The organism is Rhizobium sp. ARZ01 (assembly GCF_014851675.1).
In the GTDB taxonomy this organism is placed as follows: Bacteria; Pseudomonadota; Alphaproteobacteria; order Rhizobiales; family Rhizobiaceae; genus Mycoplana.
Genome location: NZ_JACVAE010000001.1, coordinates 936,690 through 959,028, shown reverse-complemented (window position 1 = coordinate 959,028; position 22,339 = coordinate 936,690). Strand labels below are relative to the sequence as shown.

The 22,339-nt window shown below is 61.6% G+C and carries 23 protein-coding genes and 1 pseudogene; 10 read left to right on the top strand and 14 right to left on the bottom strand.

Annotated elements, in window-relative coordinates; all coding sequences use genetic code 11:
* Positions 1 to 78: 78 nt before the first annotated feature.
* Positions 79 to 2,529, bottom strand: a complete 2,451-nt coding sequence (locus IB238_RS04515; RefSeq protein WP_192243957.1) for a penicillin-binding protein 1A — start codon at positions 2,527 to 2,529, stop codon at positions 79 to 81.
* Between the two features lie 296 nt (positions 2,530 to 2,825).
* Positions 2,826 to 4,118 carry an N-acetylmuramoyl-L-alanine amidase gene (locus IB238_RS04510; RefSeq protein ID WP_246723473.1) on the bottom strand — a complete coding sequence of 431 codons (1,293 nt, stop codon included), beginning with the start codon at positions 4,116 to 4,118 and terminating at the stop codon, positions 2,826 to 2,828.
* 700 nt (positions 4,119 to 4,818) lie between these two features.
* Here IB238_RS04510 and IB238_RS04505 point away from each other — a divergent pair.
* On the top strand, positions 4,819 to 7,689 hold the full coding sequence (locus IB238_RS04505; RefSeq protein WP_192243955.1) for a ribonuclease E/G: 2,871 nt from the start codon (positions 4,819 to 4,821) through the stop codon (positions 7,687 to 7,689).
* A 104-nt stretch (positions 7,690 to 7,793) separates the two neighbouring features.
* Here IB238_RS04505 and IB238_RS04500 read toward each other — a convergent pair whose 3' ends face one another.
* Positions 7,794 to 8,945 carry a pyridoxal phosphate-dependent aminotransferase gene (locus IB238_RS04500; protein WP_192243953.1) on the bottom strand — a complete coding sequence of 384 codons (1,152 nt, stop codon included), beginning with the start codon at positions 8,943 to 8,945 and terminating at the stop codon, positions 7,794 to 7,796.
* Positions 8,946 to 9,178: 233 nt separating this feature from the next.
* Between IB238_RS04500 and IB238_RS04495 the strand changes: the two genes are divergently transcribed.
* The 5 genes from IB238_RS04495 to aat all read left to right on the top strand — a co-directional run bounded on the left by IB238_RS04495 (position 9,179) and on the right by aat (position 13,054).
* On the top strand, positions 9,179 to 9,940 hold the full coding sequence (locus IB238_RS04495) for a DsbA family protein (protein ID WP_192243951.1): 762 nt from the start codon (positions 9,179 to 9,181) through the stop codon (positions 9,938 to 9,940).
* Positions 9,941 to 10,145: 205 nt separating this feature from the next.
* Positions 10,146 to 10,583 carry a type II 3-dehydroquinate dehydratase gene (gene aroQ, locus IB238_RS04490; protein WP_192243949.1) on the top strand — a complete coding sequence of 146 codons (438 nt, stop codon included), beginning with the start codon at positions 10,146 to 10,148 and terminating at the stop codon, positions 10,581 to 10,583.
* Positions 10,584 to 10,605: 22 nt separating this feature from the next.
* Positions 10,606 to 11,076, top strand: coding sequence for an acetyl-CoA carboxylase biotin carboxyl carrier protein (gene accB / locus IB238_RS04485; RefSeq protein ID WP_192243947.1), 471 nt, complete (start codon positions 10,606 to 10,608; stop codon positions 11,074 to 11,076).
* 10 nt (positions 11,077 to 11,086) lie between these two features.
* Positions 11,087 to 12,430 (top strand): acetyl-CoA carboxylase biotin carboxylase subunit, encoded by a 1,344-nt coding sequence (gene accC, locus IB238_RS04480; RefSeq protein ID WP_192243945.1) that lies wholly within the window; start codon positions 11,087 to 11,089, stop codon positions 12,428 to 12,430.
* A gap of 9 nt (positions 12,431 to 12,439) precedes the next feature.
* The gene (gene aat, locus IB238_RS04475; protein WP_192243943.1) at positions 12,440 to 13,054 is read left to right on the top strand and encodes a leucyl/phenylalanyl-tRNA--protein transferase; all 615 of its coding nucleotides are present in this window, start codon (positions 12,440 to 12,442) and stop codon (positions 13,052 to 13,054) included.
* A gap of 39 nt (positions 13,055 to 13,093) precedes the next feature.
* Here the strand turns inward: aat and IB238_RS04470 are convergent, their stop codons facing one another.
* The 4 genes from IB238_RS04470 to gatB all read right to left on the bottom strand — a co-directional run bounded on the left by IB238_RS04470 (position 13,094) and on the right by gatB (position 16,173).
* The gene (locus IB238_RS04470) at positions 13,094 to 13,519 is read right to left on the bottom strand and encodes a DUF2155 domain-containing protein (RefSeq protein WP_192247342.1); all 426 of its coding nucleotides are present in this window, start codon (positions 13,517 to 13,519) and stop codon (positions 13,094 to 13,096) included.
* 97 nt (positions 13,520 to 13,616) lie between these two features.
* The gene (locus IB238_RS04465) at positions 13,617 to 14,012 is read right to left on the bottom strand and encodes an NADH:ubiquinone oxidoreductase subunit NDUFA12 (protein WP_192243941.1); all 396 of its coding nucleotides are present in this window, start codon (positions 14,010 to 14,012) and stop codon (positions 13,617 to 13,619) included.
* A 157-nt stretch (positions 14,013 to 14,169) separates the two neighbouring features.
* On the bottom strand, positions 14,170 to 14,667 hold the full coding sequence (locus tag IB238_RS04460) for a GNAT family N-acetyltransferase (RefSeq protein WP_192243939.1): 498 nt from the start codon (positions 14,665 to 14,667) through the stop codon (positions 14,170 to 14,172).
* Positions 14,668 to 14,670: 3 nt separating this feature from the next.
* A complete protein-coding gene (gene gatB, locus IB238_RS04455) occupies positions 14,671 to 16,173 on the bottom strand; it encodes an Asp-tRNA(Asn)/Glu-tRNA(Gln) amidotransferase subunit GatB (RefSeq protein WP_192243937.1) in 1,503 nt (500 codons plus the stop codon).
* A 158-nt stretch (positions 16,174 to 16,331) separates the two neighbouring features.
* Here gatB and IB238_RS04450 point away from each other — a divergent pair, with 158 nt between their 5' ends.
* Entirely contained in the window at positions 16,332 to 16,658 is a 327-nt protein-coding gene (locus IB238_RS04450) for a DUF1294 domain-containing protein (protein ID WP_192243935.1), read from the top strand.
* 178 nt (positions 16,659 to 16,836) lie between these two features.
* A complete protein-coding gene (locus tag IB238_RS04445; RefSeq protein WP_192243933.1) occupies positions 16,837 to 17,094 on the top strand; it encodes a YjhX family toxin in 258 nt (85 codons plus the stop codon).
* A gap of 49 nt (positions 17,095 to 17,143) precedes the next feature.
* Here the strand turns inward: IB238_RS04445 and IB238_RS04440 are convergent, their stop codons facing one another.
* The 5 genes and pseudogenes from IB238_RS04440 to IB238_RS04420 form a co-directional block, all read right to left on the bottom strand.
* Entirely contained in the window at positions 17,144 to 17,656 is a 513-nt protein-coding gene (locus IB238_RS04440) for a GNAT family N-acetyltransferase (RefSeq protein ID WP_192243931.1), read from the bottom strand.
* A gap of 62 nt (positions 17,657 to 17,718) precedes the next feature.
* Positions 17,719 to 19,200 carry an Asp-tRNA(Asn)/Glu-tRNA(Gln) amidotransferase subunit GatA gene (gatA, locus tag IB238_RS04435; RefSeq protein ID WP_192243929.1) on the bottom strand — a complete coding sequence of 494 codons (1,482 nt, stop codon included), beginning with the start codon at positions 19,198 to 19,200 and terminating at the stop codon, positions 17,719 to 17,721.
* An 18-nt stretch (positions 19,201 to 19,218) separates the two neighbouring features.
* Positions 19,219 to 19,695 (bottom strand): GNAT family N-acetyltransferase, encoded by a 477-nt coding sequence (locus tag IB238_RS04430; RefSeq protein ID WP_192243927.1) that lies wholly within the window; start codon positions 19,693 to 19,695, stop codon positions 19,219 to 19,221.
* A 4-nt stretch (positions 19,696 to 19,699) separates the two neighbouring features.
* Positions 19,700 to 19,987: an Asp-tRNA(Asn)/Glu-tRNA(Gln) amidotransferase subunit GatC gene (gatC, locus tag IB238_RS04425; RefSeq protein ID WP_192243925.1), complete on the bottom strand. Its 288-nt coding sequence runs from the start codon at positions 19,985 to 19,987 to the stop codon at positions 19,700 to 19,702.
* 189 nt (positions 19,988 to 20,176) lie between these two features.
* A pseudogene (locus IB238_RS04420) lies at positions 20,177 to 20,880 on the bottom strand (metal-dependent hydrolase).
* Between the two features lie 177 nt (positions 20,881 to 21,057).
* Between IB238_RS04420 and IB238_RS04415 the strand changes: the two are divergent.
* Positions 21,058 to 21,363: an alkylphosphonate utilization protein gene (locus IB238_RS04415; RefSeq protein ID WP_192243923.1), complete on the top strand. Its 306-nt coding sequence runs from the start codon at positions 21,058 to 21,060 to the stop codon at positions 21,361 to 21,363.
* Positions 21,364 to 21,374: 11 nt separating this feature from the next.
* Positions 21,375 to 21,869, top strand: a complete 495-nt coding sequence (gene ruvX, locus IB238_RS04410; RefSeq protein WP_192243921.1) for a Holliday junction resolvase RuvX — start codon at positions 21,375 to 21,377, stop codon at positions 21,867 to 21,869.
* Here the strand turns inward: ruvX and IB238_RS04405 are convergent.
* Together IB238_RS04405 and IB238_RS04400 are read right to left on the bottom strand one after the other, a co-directional pair.
* The gene (locus IB238_RS04405) at positions 21,806 to 22,141 is read right to left on the bottom strand and encodes a DUF6105 family protein (RefSeq protein WP_192243919.1); all 336 of its coding nucleotides are present in this window, start codon (positions 22,139 to 22,141) and stop codon (positions 21,806 to 21,808) included. The genes ruvX and IB238_RS04405 overlap by 64 nt on opposite strands.
* Positions 22,138 to 22,293, bottom strand: coding sequence for a hypothetical protein (locus IB238_RS04400; protein WP_192243917.1), 156 nt, complete (start codon positions 22,291 to 22,293; stop codon positions 22,138 to 22,140). Before IB238_RS04400 ends, IB238_RS04405 begins: the two co-directional genes overlap by 4 nt.
* Positions 22,294 to 22,339: the final 46 nt, after the last annotated feature.

Genomic DNA, 22,339 nt, shown 5'->3' with positions numbered 1-22,339 from the left:
GAGATAGTCATATGGGGCGCAGAAGTAAAGGCGAGCGTCCGAGAACGCCCGCCCTTTTTACCTCACCCGGATCGGCTGTTAGAACAGCCCGCTCTGCCCGCCGGTGACGGCCTGGTTGGCCTGCGGCGAATTCTTGAGGATTTCCTCCGGCTCCATGTATTCCTCGCCGCCGATGACGGAGAACACGTCGGCCGGACCTGTGCCGGGCTTGAACGCCTCCATGATCGTGTCTGGCTCCCCCTCGAAGGCCTGCATGCCGGTCTTGCGGTTCACCGCAATCATCTGCATGCCCTCGGGAATCAGGAACTTGCTCGGCGGTGTACCTTCCGTTGCAGCCTGCATGAAGGTGTTGAAGAGCGGCGCAGAGAGCGAGCCACCCGTGGCACCGCGACCAAGCGGGGCCGGATTGTCGAAGCCGATATAAAGACCGGCCACGAGGTCCGGCGTGTAACCGACAAACCAGGCGTCCTTTTCGTCGTTGGTGGTACCGGTCTTGCCGGCAACGGCGCGATCGAGCTTGATCTTGCCGGCCGCGGTACCGCGCGTAACGACACCTTCCATCATCGAGGTGATCTGATAGGCAGTCATCGGATCGAGAACTTGCTCGCGATTGTCGATGACGGCCGGCTCCTCCTGGTTTTCCCAATCGGCCGCATTGCACCCTTCGCAGCTCCGCTCTTCGTGGCTGAAGATCGTCTTGCCATAGCGGTCCTGGATGCGATCGATCAGCGACGGCTTGATCTGCTTACCGCCGTTTGCAAGCACGGCATAGGCCGAGACCATGCGAAGCACCGTGGTCTCGCCCGAACCGAGCGAGGCGGCGAGAACCGGATACATCTTGTCGTAAACCCCGAAGCGCTCGGCGTATTCGGCCACGATGTCCATGCCCATGTCCTGGGCGAGACGCACCGTCATCAGGTTACGCGACTTCTCGATACCGAGCCGAAGCGTCGAGGGACCGGCCGCCCCGCCGCCGTAGTTTTGCGGGCGCCAGACCTGGCCGCCTGCGACGATCTCAATCGGGGCGTCCATGATGACCGAAGCCGGCGTATAGCCGTTATCGAGTGCCGCGGCGTAGACAAAGGGCTTGAAGGAGGAGCCCGGCTGGCGCATCGCCTGGGTGGCGCGGTTGAACTCCGACTGCGCATAGGAAAAGCCGCCGACCATGGCCAATACGCGGCCAGTATGCGGATCCATGGCCACCAGACCGCCCTGCACCCTTGGCGGCTGGCGAAGCCGGTAGGCGCCCTGTGTCTCGGTGGGCTCGACGTAAACGACGTCGCCCGGGTTAAAAACACCATCCGGCGACTTGGCCGACTTGCGATCGCCCCTGGCCGACCGGTAGGCCCACTTCATCTGCTCGGCGGGAATTCGACCGGTCACCCGTTCCTCGGCCACCTTGCCGGAGGGCTCCTTGCGCGGCTGCAGGCCAATGTCGGCGCCCTTGCCGTCGGTCGCAAGCACCACGGCGAGCTTCCATTCCGGCACATCGGCGAAGGCGCTGACCTTGCTGAGTTCGACGCCCCAATCGCCCCCGACCTCGATCGTCTTGATCGGGCCGTGGAAGCCGCGGCGCTCGTCGTAGCTGATCAGACCGTCCTGCAGGGTCTTGCGGGCGATGACCTGCATGCGAGGGTCGAGTGAAGTGCGTACCGAAAGGCCGCCTTCATAGAGCGCGTTGTCCCCATAGCGTTCGATGATCTGCCGGCGTACTTCCTCGGCGAAATAGTCCGAAGCGAAGAGATAGGAGCCGCGATTGCGCGGTGTGACGCCAAGTGGCTGCTTCTTGGCTTCGTCACCCTCGCTCTTTGTGACGTAGCCGTTCTCTACCATCCGGTCGATCACCCAGTTGCGGCGCTCGATCGCAGCCTCGACCCGGCGGAACGGATGATAGTTGTTCGGCCCCTTCGGAAGGGCGGCAAGATAGGCGGTCTCGGCAATCGTCAGTTCGGTGACCGACTTGTCGAAATAGGTCAGCGCTGCGCCCGCGATGCCGTAGGAGTTCATCCCGAAGAAGATCTCGTTGAGATAGAGCTCGAGAATGCGGTCTTTCGAATAGGCCTGCTCGATGCGGAAGGAAAGGATCGCTTCCTTGACCTTGCGGTCCATCGTCTGGTCGGAGGAAAGTAGAAAATTCTTGGCGACCTGCTGCGTGATGGTCGAGGCGCCGACCGGGCGGCGACCGGAGCCCATCTGCTGCAGGTTCGTGACGATCGCGCGGAACAGGCCCGTCACGTCCACGCCGGGGTGGTTGTAGAAGTTCTTGTCTTCGGCCGAGAGGAAGGCCGCCTTCACGCGGTCCGGGATCGCCTGAATCGGCAGATAGAGTCGGCGCTCGCGCGCATACTCAGCCATCAACGCGCCGTTGGTGGCATGCACGCGCGTCGTGACCGGCGGCGCATAACTGTTCAATACCTCGTAATCAGGCAGATCTTTCGTGACGTTTGCGAGATAGACCGCGGCAATCGCGGCCACACCGAGAAAGAAAACGGCGCCAATCCCGAAAAAATATCCAATCAATCTGAACATGTGCCAGTTACCGGTACCCTATCATCTATCGGTTGGGACTTGGCGGCGCGCCTCGCCAGGCGCGTATCAATCTGAAGGCCCGCACCCGTCCCGTCGGCGACCAATAACTTCGCCCATCGAGTCGCCTCACGTGGGACCCGACTAGAGCCGCGAATGTGAGGAAAATAGGGCTTAAACCAAACGATACAGGAAGACCACGACACAATTGCAAGGGCTGTCACTTTTTCAGCACATGAAGCAGGTTAACATGAAAACCCGAGCCTCGCCCGCGAAAAGACCCTGCGTAGCAACAACGATCAGCCGCCGTTGGCGATCACGGTCGAGCGATAACGCTGAACGGCCTGCGCCAGCAGTTCGGCAACCTTCTTCTGCCATGCCGGATCGAGCAGCAACTGCTCATCTTCCTTGTTCGACATGAAGCCGAGCTCCAGGAGAACCGACGGCACATCAGGCGCCTTCAGCACCCGGAAGCCGGCGTGCCGGTGCGGATTGTTGATGAGATTGACTTGCCCCTCGAAGGATCCGACCACTTCCTTGGCAAGGCTGATGGAGAACGCCTGCGTCTCCCTGCGCGTCAGGTCGATCAGGATGTCGGCCACTTCAGCCGGCTCACCCTCAAGAGTCATCCCTGCAATTTCGTCGGAAAGGTTTTCACGCGCGGCAAGGTTGGCTGCAAGGCTGTCGGACGCCTTATCGGAGATCGTGTAGACCGTTGCACCGCGAATGTCCTTCTGACGCAGCGTGTCCGCATGCACAGAGATGAAGAGATTGGCGCTGCGATCGCGAGCCAGCCGGACACGCTGCGGCAGGGACAGGAACTCATCCTTGTCGCGCGTCAGGAAAGCCTGCGTCGAAGGAAGCTTGTTCAGCGCGGCTGCCAGTTCCTGCGCGAAGCTGAGCGTCACAACCTTTTCATGCGTGCCGGTGACAGCCCCCTGCGCACCGTTATCAATGCCGCCATGCCCCGCATCGACGGCAATCACGAATGGTCCGACCACACCTGTGGCTGCGCCAGGCAGGAGCTGTTCGCCGCCGGACACCACCGGGGTCGCGGTGACGTCCTTCCACTTCTGACTGTTCAATTGCTCGGAGAACGCAGCCTCGGTCACGACCGCCGCGTCGATGACCAGGCGGTAACTCCCTCCCCCCTCCTCTTCCCGTATGTCGGAAACCATAACGCTGACGGGACGCTTTGCTGTCAGCACGATACGCGAGCGTCCGGCGGCCATGGCGCCATAGCGGATGTCAGTGAAGACACCGCGGGCAGCGACTTCCTCTTTCTTGAGGGCGAACACTGTTTCCGGCAGGTCGATCAGGATGCGATAGGGATTGGCGACATAGTGCACCGAGATGTCCGGCCGCTTGTCGAAATCGATAATAAGACGCGTCCGGGCCTCGTCACCGGCCATGCGCCCGGAAAAAGCAAGCAATGGTGAGTTGGCAGCGGGAATGGATGTCGTGGTTAGCTCAGCAGCCGTGACCGGCCGCGGAACGCGGACAAAAACAGCCGACAGCAGCAAAGCCGTAATGGCGACAGGGTGCAAAGCGTTTGCCCACCCCCTTCCCGTTCGTGCCGCTGCAACTTTCAAACTTTTGCTCTCCTCCACCGAAGCCACATTTCCCGGCGCATGATTCGATTTACGATTCGGCTGGCCAGACCAAATCCCGGTCGCTCACGTGAAACCGCGGACCGGATGCACCAATGCGTAAACTGAACATGCCCCCGCATGGTTAACCAACGCTTACCGCCTCGATCGCCTCGTTGAGGACGGCCGGCCTCCCTCACGCGCGATTGGATCATAATTGTGACGGCTCCGGCTTTTTCCTTGCCATTGTGACATATTGAACATAAAAGCAATTTCAGGAAAGAAGTACAGACGGGATAGAAGCCGCAGACGGGCAGCCAACCACTTGGATTTGGCGCCGAACTTGGTCTTCATCCGCCGTCGCAATGCATCTTTCCGGGCAATTGAATCGCGGTAATCCGGCGGTGGCCGGACCAAAATCAAGGGTGGATTTTCCACCGTGGCCCGTACGGGTCTTTTCATCGGACCGATAGGTCTAAGGCATTGGCATTCTCGTTTGGACGTAGATGTTGTCGCTGCGGTATTCGTCAGAAGTTAGCAGGCACCGGTACAGCATCGTACCGGCTGTTGTCTGGCCGCGGCTCGCTCACCCCAGCCAGACGGGAAATCAATTAACCGGCGCAGCTCTTTCCCTCTCCGGCGCACCGTCCTTGAAGGACCGGTTGCCAGACGGGCTCCGCGTGCGCCGAGGAGCAGAATTTACATGGCAGACAAAATGCTTATCGATGCGTCTCACGCAGAAGAGACGCGCGTCGTTGTCGTACGCGGCAACCGCATAGAAGAGTTCGACTTCGAGTCACAGCACAAGAAGCAGATCCGCGGGAATATCTATCTGGCAAAGGTCACCCGTGTCGAACCGTCGCTGCAGGCGGCGTTCGTCGATTACGGCGGCAACCGCCACGGCTTCCTGGCCTTCGCCGAAATCCACCCGGACTACTACCAGATCCCGCTTGCCGACAGGCAGGCACTTCTGCGGGCCGAAGCTGAGGAAGCGCGGCGCGATGAGGACATCGAGCATGTCGAGACCGCACCGGTCGCGGCAGGCGCCGAGGCCGCCAAGATAGAGGTCCCGGTCGAGGCAATTGCCGAGGTCGATGCCGAGGTTGTCGAGATCACGACTGAAGCCGCCGGCGACGCCGAGCCTGTCCCCGAAGTGGTGGAAGCCGCAGAAGCGGTCGAAGCTGTTAACATTGTCGAGGCCGAAGCCGAAACCAAGCCGAAGGCACGCAAGCCGCGCAAGCCGCGGGCAAAGAAAGCCGCAGCAGCAGAAGAGACCGCCTCCACCGACGAGGACGAAGGCAAGACACCGTCCGGTGACATGGCCGCAGCCGTCGATACCGACGTCATCTCGGAAGAGGTCCGCAAGCGCCCGAACGACGACGATGACGACGATGACGACCATCACGACGAGAAGGAAGAGATCGAATCCGTCGGCGCCGAGGACGCGATGGAGGAGGTTCCCGATCGCGTCGTCCGCAAGCCGCGCAAGCAATACCGCATCCAGGAAGTCATCAAGCGTCGGCAGATCCTGCTGGTGCAGGTTGCCAAGGAAGAGCGCGGCAACAAGGGTGCCGCCCTGACCACCTATCTCTCGCTCGCCGGACGCTACTCGGTTCTGATGCCGAACACCGCGCGCGGCGGCGGCATTTCCCGCAAGATCACCAATCCGCAGGACCGCAAGCGCCTGAAGGAAATCGCACGCGATCTCGAAGTGCCGCAGGGCATGGGCGTGATCCTGCGCACCGCCGGTGCGAACCGCACCAAGGTCGAGGTCAAGCGCGACTTCGAATATCTGATGCGCCTGTGGGAGAACGTGCGCACGCTGACGCTGAGCTCGACCGCACCCTGCCTCGTTTACGAGGAAGGCAGCCTGATCAAGCGCTCGATCCGCGATCTCTACAACAAGGACATCAGCGAAATCATCGTGGCCGGCGAGGAAGGCTACAAGGAAGCCAAGAGCTTCATGAAGATGCTGATGCCGAGCCACGCCAAGGTGGTTCAGCCCTATCGCGACATTCACCCGATCTTTTCGCGCTCTGGCATTGAAGCGCAGCTCGACCGCATGCTGCAGCCGCAGGTGACGCTGAAGTCCGGCGGCTACATCATCATCAACCAGACCGAGGCGCTGGTCTCGATCGACGTCAACTCGGGCCGCTCGACGCGCGAGCACTCGATCGAAGAGACGGCGCTGCAGACCAATCTCGAGGCGGCTGAGGAAGTGGCACGCCAGTTGCGGCTCCGCGACCTTGCCGGTCTGGTGGTCATCGACTTCATCGACATGGAAGAGAAGCGCAACAACCGCGCCGTCGAGAAGCGTCTCAAGGATCATCTGAAGAACGACCGCGCCCGTATCCAGGTCGGCCGCATCTCCCATTTCGGCCTGCTCGAGATGTCGCGCCAGCGCATCCGCGCCTCCGTGCTCGAAAGCACGATGCAGACCTGCCCGCACTGCAACGGCATTGGCCATGTCCGTTCGCAGTCCTCGGTCGCCCTGCACGTCCTGCGCGGCATTGAGGAATATCTCCTCAAGAACACCACGCACAACATCATCGTGCGGACCACGCCGGACATCGCGCTCTACCTGCTGAACCAGAAGCGCGGCACGATCGGCGACTACGAGGCCCGGTTCGGTCTACACATCGTCATCGACGCGGACGACCATGTCGGCGCGCAGCATTTCGCGATCGATCGCGGCGAACCGGTGGAAAACCCGGTCAAGATCGAGCAGTTCGTTCCGTTCACACCGGAGCCGGATGAGGACGACGATATCGTCATCGAGGAAGACCTCGCCGAGGAAGAAGCCGAAGCAGTCGCCGTTTCGCCGGCGCCGGCCGCATCGTCCGATGAATCCGGCCGCAAGCGCAAGCGCAAGCGCCGCCGTCGTGGTCGCGGCGGTCGCGAGGGAGCCGACGGCAGCGACACCGCCTCGTTTGGCGGCGAGCAACCGGGCGATGAGGACGAGGTGGAAGGCGAAGCCAACGGTGAAGACGAAGACGCAGATGCCGAGGCAGTTGCCGTGGCATCGAACGTCGAGTCCGAAAGCGATCAGAAGCGGAAGCGTCGCCGGCGCGGCAAGCGCGGCGGTCGCCGCAACCGCGACGAAGCGGAAGCATCGGCGAGTGCTGACGGCGCCGAGGTGTCGGATGCCGAGGACGCTGAAGATGCCGATGTCGCGGAAGACGCCGATGTCGCAGCGGAAGCGTCTGTAGAAGGCCATACAGCGCCGACCGAAAAAGAAGTTGTCGCCGAGGTTCAGCCCGAGGTAGCCCCCAAGGCACGCCGGACCCGCAAGGCCAAGGCCAAGACCGAACCCGCGGTCGAACCTGTCCAGCCCGTTGCCGATGTTGCGGCTCAGGCTGAAGTTGAAGGGCAACCTGCAGAGGAAGTCGCCTCCGAGCCGGCAGTCGAGGAAGCGGCCGCTGCACTGGACCAGGCCAAGCCGGTCCGCGCCAATCGCGATCTGTCGACCATAGCGACGGCTCCCGTCGTTACGTCTTCAACGCCGGAAAAGGGCGATGACGAACCGGAGAAGCCCAAGAAGGGCGGATGGTGGCAACGCCGCGGCTTCTTCTGAGAAGAGTGCTAGTTTCGGGACCCGGCCTCTGTGCCGGGTCTTTCGTTTCGGGCCAAGCGCTGCGAACAGGACAGCGGGCACACGTCGGTGCCGTACAGCCGGGGCTATTTCAGCCAGGCGGCGATTCGGTCGGTCGCCTCGACCATCTGCTCATAGGCGCCTGCGAATGAGAAGCGCATCGTGCGGTGGCCGCCAATCGGATCAAAGTCATGCCCAGGTGTCGCGGCAACGTTGATCTCGCTCAGCATCCTGCGAGCAAACTCCATACTGTCGTTGGTAAAGCGCCCAACGTCGACATAGGCGTAGAAGGCGCCGTCCATCGGAGACGCGATCGAGAAGCCGATTTCGGGCAAGCGCTTTGCCAACAGATCGCGGTTGCGACGGTAGGCTTCCCGATGGAGGTCGAGCTCATCGTTGGCGCCGAGCGCGGCCAGCGCCGCGACCTGCGAGATCTCCGGTGCCGAGATATAGAGGCTCTGGGTCAGGCGTTCGACCGGCCGAACAATCGGCTCGGGCAGCACCATCCATCCGATCCGCCAGCCGGTCATGCAGTAGTATTTCGAGAAGGAGTTGATGACGACCACGTTGTCGGTCAATTCGAGAACGCTCGTCTCCTCGCCGGAGAACGTCAGGCCGTGATAGATTTCGTCGGAGATGAAGGCGACGTCGTTGGCGGAGCAGTAGTCGGCGAGCGCCTTCAAATGGGCGCGGTTCGTGACGGTTCCCGTCGGGTTGGCCGGGCTTGCGAGCAGGATGCCCGACAGTCTGCCGAAAACGCTTTGCGCTGCGTCCAGGCTCTCAGGAGTCATGGTGAAATCGTTCTCGGCACTCACCTCGATCTCGATCGTCTCGATGCCAAGAGCCGCGAGAATGTTGCGATAGGCGGGATAGCCCGGCCGCGCGATTGCCACCCGGTCACCCGGATCAAACAGCGTCAGAAAAGCCAGATTGAAAGCGGCCGAGGAGCCGGTCGTCACCGCGATCCGGGCAGCATCAACCTCGATGCCATGACGCGTCCCGTAGTGTGCAGCAATGCCCTGCCGAAGCTGATCAAGACCAAGGGCCTCCGTATATCCGATGCGGCCATCGGCGAGCGCTGTCCTTGCCGCCTCAAGTGCGGCGCGCGGCGCCGGATAGGCTGGCTGGCCAACCGCCATCGAGATCACGGGATGTCCAGCCGACTTCCGCCGCGTCGCGTGCGCGAGCACGTCCATCGCGTGAAATGGTTCGACTGCGCTGCGCCTGGATATCTTCATGGCTCGGTGCTTCCTTATTGATGCTTGGTTTCCTGGCCCCGCCTCCCCTTGCCGGAAGAAACGACTGTTCACAATCCTGGGAGGATCGGAAATCGGCCACTTTTGCTGTTTCGTTTGCAACCGCCTCGCCCTAAGGTCGTCGCAAATTGACCGCAAGGATTGATACCGATGCGGGAGATGGAATTCGGCCGCACTGAACGCGAAAGCGGCCGCCGCAATATAACGAGGACAGTATGTTTCGCACCACCAAATCGCTCGCAGCAGCACTCGCGCTCGCCGGCACCATGTCGCTTCCCATGCAGGCTCTCGCACTCGACGACAAGCAGAAGGAAGAAATCGGCGCCTATATCAAGGAGTACCTGCTCGCCAATCCTGAAATCCTGATGGATATCCAGGAGGCTCTGCAGCAAAAGCAGATGCTGGCCCAACAGCAGCAGGCCGAATCCGCGATCGCCGAAAACCAGAAGGCGATCTTCAACGCCAAGCACGATATCGCACTCGGCAATCCGAACGGCGACGTAACCATCGTCGAGTTCTTCGACTACAATTGTGGCTACTGCAAGCGCGCACTCACCGACATGGATGCGCTTCTGGAAGCAGACAAAAATGTGCGCTTCGTGTTGAAGGAACTGCCGATTCTCGGCCCGGATTCGGTCGCAGCCCACAAGGTCAGCGCAGCCGTCCGCGACCTTTCGCCCGAAAAGTACGGCGAATTCCACCGTACGCTGCTTGGCGCCGAAGGCCGTGCCACCGAGGAGAGTGCGATTGAAGTCGCGGTCAAGCTTGGCATCAGCGAAGCCGACATCCGCAAGACCATGGAAGAGAAACCTCATGACGATGCCGTGCGCGCGGCCTACACGCTTGCGCAAAGCCTCGGCATCACCGGCACGCCCTCCTATGTGATCTCGAACGAGGCCGTCTTCGGTGCCGTTGGCATTGATGAACTCAACGAGAAAGTCGCCAACGTCCGCTCCTGCGGCAAGACGGCCTGCTGACGCGAGCCAGAGGACAAATCTCAAGAATCGCGTGATCCCGTTTGCCGAAGTCGTCGACGGGTCACGCGCCTTCCGCCATCTTTCCGCCATCCCTGTGCTGTTCAGCCTTGATGGTTGTGGACAAAACCGGCGCGTTTCCTTGGGGCTTTCCCTCGAAGTACCGCCGGTCTATAGGTAACCCACGATCCAGCAAGCGGAAATCCGAATGGCGTCAACAATCTTCGTCCTGAATGGCCCGAACCTGAATGCGCTCGGCAAGCGCGAACCCGGCATCTACGGCGGGCATACACTGGCCGATATCGAGGTCCTGTGCCGCGCGGAGGGCGAAAAGCTCGGTTTTGCCATCGATTTCCGTCAAACGAACCACGAGGGCACGCTCGTCGACTGGATCCACGAGGCAGGCGAAACGGCTACGGGCATCGCGATCAATGCGGGAGCCTATACGCATACGTCCATCGCGTTGCACGATGCCATCCGCGCGATCCGCATTCCCGTCGTCGAACTGCACCTTTCTAACGTGCACGCCCGCGAGGAATTCCGTCACAAGTCCATGATCGCGCCGGCGGTCAAGGGCGTCATCTGCGGATTTGGCGAGCAAAGCTACATCCTGGCGCTGAACGCGCTGAAATCCATCACGAAATAAAGAAAAAAAGAGGCTAAATCCAATGGCTGACAAGAAGCAGGGCATCGATCAGGCACTGATCCGCGATCTCGCCAACATTCTCAACGAGACGGACCTGACCGAGATCGAAGTCGAACAGGACGAACTGCGCATCCGCGTCTCGCGCGCCGGCACGCCACAATACGTCTCCGCTCCTGTTCCTGCCGCTCAGTTTGCAGCCGCCGCCGCTCCTGCTGCAGCAGCCGCTCCGGCGGCCGCCGTTCCCGCTGCCCGCGACAACAAGAACGCCGTGACAGCGCCGATGGTCGGCACCGCCTACCTCTCGCCCGCGCCGGGCGCGCGCCCCTTCGTCGAAGTCGGCTCCACAGTTCAGGAAGGCCAGACGATCCTCATCATCGAGGCCATGAAGACGATGAACCAGATCCCGGCGCCGCGCTCTGGCAAGGTAACGGAAATCCTTGTCGCCGACGCCGCTCCGGTCGAATATGGCGAACCGCTAGTTATCATCGAGTAAGGCCAGAGCGATGATTTCCAAAGTCCTCATAGCCAACCGCGGCGAGATCGCGCTTCGCGTGCTGCGCGCCTGCAAGGAACTCGGCATCGCCACGGTTGCCGTGCATTCGACAGCCGACGCCGATGCCATGCATGTACGCCTCGCCGACGAGAGCGTCTGCATCGGCCCGCCGCCGTCGCGCGACAGCTACCTCAACATCCATCAGATCGTCGCCGCCTGCGAGATCACCGGTGCGGACGCCGTCCATCCCGGCTATGGCTTCCTTTCGGAGAATGCCAAATTCGCCGAGATCCTGGATGCTCACGGCATCACCTTCATCGGCCCGACCGCAGAGCACATCCGCCTGATGGGCGACAAGATCACGGCCAAGAAGACAGCCCTGGAACTCGGCATTCCCGTCGTTCCCGGCTCTGATGGCGAAGTGAAGCCCGAGAACGCGCTGGAGATCGCCCGCAAGATCGGCTTCCCCGTCCTGATCAAGGCGACCGCCGGTGGCGGTGGCCGCGGCATGAAAGTCGCAAGGACCGAGGAAGATCTGGAAGTGGCCGTTGCAACGGCCCGCTCGGAAGCAGCTGCGGCATTCGGCAACGACGCCGTCTACATGGAGAAGTTCCTAGGACATCCGCGCCACATCGAAGTGCAGATCGTTGGCGATGGTCAGGGTAACGCGATCCATCTCGGCGAGCGCGACTGCTCTCTGCAGCGTCGCCATCAGAAGGTCTGGGAAGAGGCCAACTCCCCTGCCCTGAACGTCGACCAGCGCATGAAGATCGGCAAGATCTGCTCTGACGCGATGAAGAAGATGAAATACCGCGGCGCCGGCACCATCGAGTTCCTGTATGAGAACGGCGAGTTCTATTTCATCGAGATGAACACGCGCCTACAGGTGGAGCACCCGATCACCGAAGCCATCACCGGCATCGACCTTGTGCACGAGCAGATCCGCGTCGCTTCCGGCGCAGGATTATCGGTGACGCAGGAGGAGATCGAGTTTTCCGGCCACGCGATCGAATGCCGCATCAATGCCGAAGATCCGCGCACTTTCGTACCGTCTCCGGGGACGATCACACACTTCCACGCTCCGGGCGGACTGGGCGTACGTGTCGATTCGGGTGCCTATCAGGGCTACCGTATCCCGCCTTACTATGACAGCCTGATCGGAAAGCTGATCGTGCATGGACGCACCCGCGTCGAATGCATGATGCGCCTACGCCGCGTGCTAGACGAATTTGTCATTGACGGCATCAAGACAACGCTACCACTCTTCCAGGAACTGATCGCCAATCAGGACATCGCCAACGGCGACTACGACATCCATTGGCTGGAGAACTATCTGGCCAAGACTGCAGTCTAGGGGCAGAACATGGCAGGGCGGCGCGGCAGGTCCCCGGAAGTTACACCGGAGCTATTGCTGCGCGCCTATTCCATCGGGCTCTTCCCGATGGCCGATTCGGCCGACGACCCGGAACTCTTCTGGGTCGAACCGGACGTTCGGGGCGTGGTCCCGCTGGATCAGTTCCACGTTTCGCGAAGCCTCGCGAAGAAGATACGCAAATCTCCCTACGATATCCGTGTCGACACCGCCTTCGAGGCCGTGATCGCGGCCTGCGCAGAGGCAGCACCCGATCGTCCGTCCACCTGGATCAACAGCAAGATCAGGACGCTCTACGCCACTCTTCACCGCATGGGACACGCCCACAGCGTTGAGGCGTGGGAAGATGGCAAGCTCGTCGGCGGTCTCTATGGTGTGTCGCTTGGCGCCGCCTTCTTCGGCGAGAGCATGTTCTCCCGGCGGACCGACTCCTCCAAGATCTGCCTTGTCTTTCTGGTCGAACGGCTGAAGGAAAAAGGCTTCCGGCTTCTCGACACCCAGTTCACGACCGAGCATCTGAAAACCTTCGGCGCGATCGATGTTCCGAAGGCCGACTACGAGGGCATGCTCGCCAAGGCGCTCGCGTCGCCCGACCTGCCCTTTTGAGACTGTCTGCTGTCAGGATTTCTGGCGAAATCGTAGAGTTTAGTTGTCGTCCGCCGATTCCGGCGGCGGCACGTCAGACTTCGCTTTGCACTCAACGAGCCAAACGTCATAGACCGGGTGCTCGACGGCATTCAGGCCCGGGCTCTCGGCGAACATCCAGCCGGTGAAGATACGGCGGATCTTTCGATCCAGGGTAATCTCGTCCACTTCGACGAAGGAGTCGACCTTCTGCGCCTCGGTGTCGTCGCGGTTATAGCAGACGCGCGGCGTGACCTGCAGCGCGCCGAACTGCACAGTTTCACCAACATAGACGTCGAAGGAGGTGATGCGGCCGGTAATCTTGTCGAGCCCGGAAAAGACCGCGACCGGGTTGGCGATACGGGCCGCTTCAGCCGGCACGCCGGCGGAAAGGAGCGTCACCGCGGCCGCGGCAATTGCCGCAGCAGCCCGCGAAACGATCCTCATCTTGCCGGCCGGTGCCATGCCCATGTCTCCTGCGAAATCCCGTTTCCGGCTCAAGCCGGCACCGTTTGCGCTAACCATCAAATGTGGCGAAAGCGTATCAGCCGCCCGGTGTCCAGGCGTCGTAGTCACCGGTAACGCGGGGACGTTCGCCCGGAACGGCGAGCGAGCCCGGCGGCCGGTAGGCCTGGGACGTGCCGGTGGGGTTCGGGCGGTGGTTTTTCTGCCAGTCGCGCGCCTTGTAATCTTCGTCAGCGGGCGAAACATCGGTGCGGTGGTGCATCCAGCCGTGCCAGCCTGGCGGGATCGCGGAGGCGTCGGCATAACCGTTGTAGATCACCCAGCGGCGCGTCCGGCCTTCCGAATCCTTGCCACCCTGATAGTAGACGTTGCCGAACTGATCCTCGCCGACCTTCTTGCCGTTGCGCCAGGTGTGGAAGCGCGTTCCGATGGTCTGACCGTTCCACCAGGTAAAAATCTGCTTGAGAAGGTTCATGATTACCGTCCTTGGACAGACCCGCCGCCTGCAGGTCCGCTGTCGAAATGATCAATCGCTTATGGCGCGGCAAACCTTGAATGTCCAGAGATTCCCGCCGCTTCCGGCCGGTTTTGCCGCGACAGTTCGACTTTCAAGCGACAAAATCTGCCTCTTGCTAGCGGAGCGCCTTCTCGAAGATCAGCGCAGCGATACCGGAATGGCCGCCGCCGCAGTTAGCGGTCTCGCCGACCTTGGCAAAACCATGCGCCTCGTAAAAGCCGATCGCCCGCGCGTTCTGTGGGTCCACTTCCAACCGCATCACCTTCGCGTCGGGAAAGCAGGTCTCGAGCTCGGCGAACATCTCACGTCCGATCCCCTGCCCCTGATGCTGCGGCAGAACGTAGAGCTGATGTAGGATTGCGACATTCGGCTCAGTCTTCGACATGGCGGCATAGCCCATGCCGCCGAGAAATTTACCGTCGTCAGCGACGACGAACTCGGCGTCACGGCGAGCGAGTTGCACCTTCAAGGCCTCGACCGAATGCCACTTCGCCGTGATCTCCGCCACCCGCTCGGCGCCATAAAGAGGATCATAGGTCGCATGCCATGCCTCGGCCAGAAGCGCGCTGACTTTCGCCAGATCGCGCTCCGAAGCCGTTCGGACGAAGAACACGGATTACTCCTCGATGCCGAGCTTGGCCTTGACGAGGGCCTGGACGGCCTGCGGGTTGGCCTTGCCGCCGGTTGCCTTCATTACCTGCCCGACAAACCAGCCGGCGAGCGACGGCTTGGCGACGACTTTTGCGACCTGATCCGGGTTGGCGGCGATGATCTCGTCCACGGCCTTCTCGATGGCGCCGGTATCCGTCACCTGCTTCATGCCGCGGCTTTCGACGATCTCCGCCGGCACGCCGCCTTCGTTCCAGACGACCTCGAACAGATCCTTGGCGATCTTGCCGGAGATCGTGCCATCCTTGATGAGGTCGATGATGCCGCCGAGCTGACCAGGAGAAACCGGCGTCTCTTCAATGGCTTTTCCGGCTTTGTTCAAAGCGCCTAGCAGGTCGTTGATGACCCAGTTGGCGGCAAGCTTGCCGTCGCGGCCGTTCGCCACAGCCTCGAAATAGTCAGCGATCGCCTTTTCGGAGACGAGGACCGAGGCGTCGTAGACGGACAGGCCGAGTTCGCGCACGAAGCGCTCCTTCTTGTCGTCCGGCAGTTCCGGCAGATGCACCCTCAGGTCCTCGACATAGGCGTCGTCGAACTCCAGCGGCAGCAGATCCGGATCGGGGAAATAGCGGTAGTCGTGCGCGTCTTCCTTGGAACGCATCGAACGCGTCTCGCCCTTGTTCGGGTCGAACAGGCGCGTCTCCTGATCGATCACGCCACCATCCTCCAGAATACCGATCTGGCGGCGGGCTTCATATTCGATTGCCTGGCCGACGAAGCGGATGGAGTTGACGTTCTTGATCTCGCAGCGCGTGCCGAAGCCCTCGCCCGGGCGGCGGACAGAGACGTTGACGTCGGCACGCATGGACCCCTCGTCCATGTTACCGTCGCAGGTGCCGAGATAGCGCAGGATTGTGCGAAGCTTGGTGACATAGGCCTTCGCCTCGTCAGAGGAACGCAGGTCGGGTTTGGAGACGATCTCCATCAGCGCCACGCCCGAGCGGTTCAGGTCGACATAGGACATGGTGGCGTGCTGGTCGTGCATCGACTTGCCGGCATCCTGCTCCAGATGCAGGCGCTCGATGCCGATCTCGACATCCTCGAACTGGCCCTGACGGTCAGGACCGACGGAAATGACGATCTTGCCTTCGCCGACGATCGGATCCTTGTACTGTGAAATCTGGTAGCCCTGCGGTAGGTCCGGGTAGAAGTAGTTTTTGCGGTCGAAGATCGAACGATTGTTGATCTTCGCCTTCAGGCCAAGGCCGGTACGGATCGCCTGCTTGACGCATTCCTCGTTGATGACCGGCAGCATGCCGGGCATGGCGGCATCAACGAGCGAAACGTTGGCATTCGGCGCCTTGCCGAACTCGGTCGATGCACCGGAGAAGAGCTTCGAATTGCTGGTGACCTGGGCGTGCACCTCCAGGCCGATGATGACTTCCCAGTCGCCGGTGGCGCCGGGGATGTAGCGTTTCGGTTCGGAGATACGGACGTCGACAATGGTCATGGTGAGCTCTTTGGAAGTCGCTTCAGGTGCCTGATTTTCGAACTGTGTCGGTAGACCATATGGGCAGGCGGCGCAAGGCTTTCACCGGTTCGCGCAGCACCGACTGGAGCCACATACCGGATAGCGGCATCTTAACCGGATCCAGATAGGCTCGCAGCATGAACGTCCTTATGGTCCTTGCCATTCTATTGCTGCTGAATTTGACGACATTCCTTGTCTTCTGGTGGGACAAGGAGGCTGCACGCGCGGGCGAGTGGCGCGTGCAGGAACGCACGCTGCTCGGCCTTGCTCTTGTCGGCGGAAGTCTCGGGGCCGTTCTCGCCCAGAGGCTGTTGCGGCACAAGACGCGCAAGGAGCCGTTCCGGTCCATACTGAGGCTCATCATCGGCTGCCAGCTTGCACTGACAGTCATATGGATCATTGCGCCCCACTGGATCATCCAGCTTGTGATCCGGAGCCTTGACTGGCTCGGCGCGCCTTCATAAATTCCACCCACCCATTGGGGAGCCCTTTATGTATTCTTTGAGTGAGACCCGCTAAGGGCCCTGCCCGCAAACTCTAGCTTGCGCGCATGGGCCAGAAAAAACGCTTCACCTGCCTGGCATTGCCGGGCGGATCGTTTTTTCGCGTTCTCGAAGAACGCCTTACGGACTTCACCAAATAATGGATATTTCCCGCGCGGAACAGCGCATTCTCCACATGCTTGCCCAGGGCGGCAGGATCGAAATCGAACGAGACGACACCCGCACCATCATCAGCGTCCATTGCGTCACTCGCGACGGATGGCGCGCAAGCGGCCTGAACATGGAACTATTCAGAAAGCTGAAGCGGCGCAAATGCATCGCGTCCAATGGCGGAAAGCCCTACCGCATCACACAGCGCGGGCTGGTACTGGTGCGTTCGCAGCTGGACAACCGGTAGCAAAGAGCGCGCGGCCTCGGCCGCGCGCATTTCGCATGCGTTCAGGCGTTCAGAAGCCACCCGGCCCATAGCCGAACACCTGCTCCTCTATCAACTGCCGCTGCAGCCCCACCGATTCCACGTCGCGATCGAGTTTTGGCGAATAGGTGACGGACAGCCAGTTCACTGCGTAGCCATGCTTGCGAAAGAAGGCGAGCGCCGAGGCATTGCGGGCATGGGTCTGCAGATTGGCCACCTCAAACCCGGACCGGCGTATCTCATCTTCCAGCGCAGTCAGGAGCGCCGTTCCCACGCCCTGGCGCTGCAGGGTCGGATCTACCCAGAGATCGGTGATCTCCTCGTCCAACTTTTCGCGCGCCGCCCATCCGGCGATGCGGCCGGCCTGTTCTGCGACGATGACGGTCAGCCAGTTTGACGCAAGGAACTGCAGGAATGCCATGTGCGCGCTATCTCTCAGCGCATCAAGGTCCGCAACACCCGTTACCGCCTGTTCCCAGGCACGCATGCCGATCTCGGCAAGCGCTGGCACGTCATCAGCGCGCGCATATCGAATTGTCGTCATGAAGCCGGCCCCTTCCCCGGCCTCATTAGACCATCCGAATCACTGCTTGGCGAGGGGCTCGCCTACCACCACTTCTGGGGTGAGAAACGGCCGGTGGCCTGTTCGATGACGTGCGCGGTTCGGAACAGCGTCTCTTCCTCGAACGGCTTGCCGATCAGCTGGAGGCCGAGCGGCAGACCCTTGTGATCAAGGCCGGCGGGAACGGCGATACCCGGCAGGCCGGCCATGTTCACTGTCACGGTGAAGATGTCGTTCAGGTACATCTTGACCGGATCGGAGGCGAGGTCCTCGTCAGCGATGCCGAAGGCAGACGACGGGGTCGCCGGTGTCAGGATTGCGTCTACGCCAGCCTGGAAAGCGAGTTCGAAGTCGCGCTTGATCAGCGTTCGGACCTTCTGCGCCTGCAGGTAATAGGCGTCGTAGTAGCCGGCGGACAGCACGTAGGTGCCGATCATGATGCGGCGCTTGACCTCCTGGCCGAAGCCGGCAGCACGCGTCTTCTCGTACATGTCGACGATGTCCTTGCCGTCGACGCGCAGGCCATAGCGCACACCGTCGTAGCGGGCGAGGTTGGACGAAGCCTCTGCCGGCGCGACGATGTAGTAGGCCGGCAGCGCGTATTTCGTGTGAGGCAGGGTGATGTCAACGATCTCGGCACCGGCCTCCTTGAGCCAGGCGATGCCCTGCTGCCAAAGCGCCTCGATTTCATCAGGCATGCCGTCGACGCGGTATTCCCTGGGAATGCCGATCTTCATACCCTTGACCGACTGGCCGATCGACTTCTCGTAATCCGGCACCGGCAGGTCGACGGAGGTCGTATCCTTGGCATCGACGCTTGCCATCGACTTCAACAGGATCGCTGCGTCGCGCACGTCGCGGGCGATCGGGCCGGCCTGGTCCAGCGACGAGGCGAAGGCAACGACTCCCCAGCGCGAGCAGCGACCATAGGTCGGCTTGATGCCGACGGTGCCGGTGAAGGCAGCCGGCTGGCGGATCGAGCCGCCGGTATCGGTGGCGGTCGCACCAGCGCAGAGGAACGCGGCGACAGCGGCCGCGGAACCGCCCGAGGAACCGCCCGGCACGAGGTCGAGGTTAGAGCCCTTGGCACGCCACGGGTTCTTTACCGGACCGTAATAGGAGCTCTCGTTCGACGAACCCATGGCAAACTCGTCCATGTTCAGCTTGCCGAGCATGACGGCGCCGTCGTTCCAGAGGTTCTGGGTGACGGTGGATTCGTACTTCGGCTTGAAGCCGTCGAGGATATGGCTGCAGGCCTGGGTGTGGATGTCACGGGTGCCGAACAGGTCCTTGATACCGAGCGGAATGCCTTCCAGCGCGCCGGCCTTGCCTTCGGCGATGCGGGCGTCCGAAGCCTTGGCCATCTCGCGCGCCTTCTCCGGCGTCACGGTGACATAGGCGTTGAGCGCACCATTGGCGGCGTCGATCGCGGACAGATAGGCGTCCGTCAGTTCGACGGCTTTGATCTCCTTGGCGCCAAGCTTTTCGCGGGCTTCGGCAATGGTCAGGCGGGTCAGATCGGTCATGGTTCTATCTTTTCGCGGTCACGCAGCGCTGGAGGCGCGTCCAAGCTGCTTCTGGTAAAATATCGAATAGGGGCTGTCCGGGTAGTCGAGCACCGGGCCGCAACGCGTGAAGCCTGCCTTCTCGTAGATCGCCCAGGCGGCGGGATGCCGGTCTCCGGTTTCGAGCACGAGTTCGGCAAGTCCATCCGCTTCGGCGGTACCTACGATCGTCGACAGGATCTCGCGGCCGACGCCCCTGCCCTGCCAGCCAGGCCGGGTATACATCCGCTTCACTTCGCCAACGTCAGCCGTATGGCGCTTCAGCGCGCCGCAGCCGATTGCCTTGCCGTCCTCGCGCGCGATCCAAACGGTCACGCCGGGTTCGGCCATCTGCTCCACCGTCAGGTGGTAGCAGGCTTCGGGCGGCGAGAGCGTCAGCAGAACGTCGTTCAGCTCCGCAATCAGTTCGCGCACCTCGTCCTGCAGCGGGCTTTCGACGGCGATCGAAACGGCCAAGGGCTTACTCCACGACCTTCGGCACGAGGAAGAAATCGCGGTCGGACACCGGCGCATTGGCAACCACGTCGGCCGCCTTGTTGCCGTCGGTCACGACGTCGTCGCGTTCCTTCATCGCCATCGGCGTGACTGAGGTCATCGGCTCGACGCCCTCGACATTGACTTCGCTCAGCTGCTCAACGAAGCCGAGGATGCCATTCAGCTCCCCCATCATGCGCTGGGCTTCCTCTTCGCTGACCGCAATACGGGCGAGATGGGCCACGCGCTTGACGGTGGCAAGATCGACAGACATCGGCATTCTCCGGTCGGAAATTTCATACCCGCTATAAAGGCCAGATCGACCCTATGCAACGGGCGTACGGCGCAATCCCGCGCCACCCAGCAGACACTCGAGCAATTCGCCCCTATCTTTCAGGCGGGCAAAACCGCTCTGTTTGACGACGCGGCGGCCGAAGCACTCATTTTCCACCCCTTGAGGGTGTTAAACAGCGACCGACCCACCCACCTTGGGCACCTCGACCTTGCCCTTCGTCCCATTCATCGCCGCGACGAAGGTGTCGGCTGTCTGGTCGATGATCGGGAACGAGCCGTAGTGGCAAGGAATGACCGTGCCGAACTTGAAGAAGCGCTGGCAGGCCAGCGCGGCGACGGCACCGCCCATGGTGAAGCGGTCGCCGATCGGCACAAGGCCGATCTCCGGCTGATGCAACTCGTTGATCAACGCCATGTCAGAGAAGATATCCGTATCACCCATGTGATAGAGAGTGGGCTCGTCATCGAAGTGCAGCACCAGACCGTTGGCGTTGCCGAGAGAATGGGAAACGCCATCCTCGCTGATATGGGCGGAAGAATGCAGCGCGTTGACGAAGGTGGCGGAGAAGCCGCCGAGATGGATCGTGCCACCAGTATTGCCGGGCTCGAGCTTGGTGACGCCCTTATGGGCGAGCCACATGCCGAGGTCGAAATTCGCAACGACCGTCGCGCCGGCTTCCTTGGCGATCTTCACCGTATCGCCGACGTGGTCGCCGTGGCCATGCGTCAACAGGATATGGGTCAGGCCGGCGGTCGCATCCCTGCGGGTCGATTCGTCAAAGGACGGGTTACCCGTGAAAAACGGATCGATCAGGATTTTTGTTTTCCCGTCTCGATATGAAAGGCCGAATGGCCGAGCCAGGTGATCTTCATGGTGTTCTCCCGTTGGACTTCCGCCGCCTTATGCCATAGAGCATGGCGCGATGACATAGAGCATGGCACGCCCACGCTGCCGGATGCCCTTGATACCGCCTGGTGACGAGCTTTTCGCTATCGCACCCGGCCAGCGATGATGCAGCCGGATTTCCAGGCTTTCTGATGGAGACTAGCATGGCCGACAAAGACGACGAATATGTCTATGACGAAGTCACCGGCGAATGGCGCCCGGCCTCCGAAGTCGCGGCTGCAGCCGCCGCCAGCCAGCCTGTGGCGCGCGACGCCGCGGGCAACGTTCTTACTGACGGCGATTCGGTGACGCTCATCAAGGACCTGAAGGTGAAGGGCACGACCACGACGCTCAAGCAGGGCACGGTCATCAAGACGATCCGCCTGACCGACAATCCGGAGGAAATCGACTGCCGCCACGAGACGATCAAGGGACTCGTGCTGCGCACGGAATTCGTCCGCAAGCGGTAGGCGCCACGCTCATGGCCACGATGACCATTGAAGAGCTCGCCGCGGTCCTGAAGCCCGGTCAACCGATCGTCGGTCTCGACCTCGGCACCAAGACGATCGGGCTTTCCATCTCCGATCTCGGCCGCAGGCTCGCCACCCCGCGTCCCGTGCTCAAGCGCGTAAAATTCGGTATCGACGCGGAAACGCTCCTCGCCTTTGCCGCAAAGGAGAAGATCGCGGCCTTCGTCATCGGCCTGCCTGTCAACATGGACGGCAGCGCCGGCCCGCGCGTTCAGGCGACGCGCGCCTTCGTACGTTCGATGAGCGAGAAGACGGATATTCCCTTCGTCTTCTGGGACGAACGGCTTTCGACGGTCGCTGCCGAACGGACGCTGATCGAGATGGACGTATCGCGCAAGAAGCGTGCGGAACGGATCGATTCCGCCGCCGCCTCGTTCATCCTTCAGGGAGCGCTCGACAGGCTCTCGGCGCTTGGCAGGTCAGCAGTTACTTCCGACGACGGCTGACGCCGTGCCTGCCACCATGCGGCGATGCGCTTGCGGCGGCGGAAAGCGATGATGGCGAAGACGAACAGGCTATCGACCACAATGGCACGGGCGACCAGCGGCGGGATGCTTTCCGGCGCAATGCCGAGGACGTGGCCGTAGATGCGAAACACCAGGTCGTGCGCATCGCGCGTCAGCATGAAGATGCCGAAGCTCATGTCGTAGTAGGACAGGCCGTACCAGCTACCGAGAAGCGCGATCGGACCCGCCCAGAGGACCAAAAACCACTTCATACCGTCCTCCCCTGACTGACGAACACGGTCCCCATCGCCAATCCGATTTCACGCACAGCGGCCAGGCTCAGCAGCACGACGGCGGGTATGGCTATGTTGAGCGCCAGGGCGGCGAAGAAGGCCGTCATGGCCAATGTCGGAACCGCTTTCATCAAGGTGCCGCGCCTTCATATGGTTAATGATTTCTTAACGAAGACA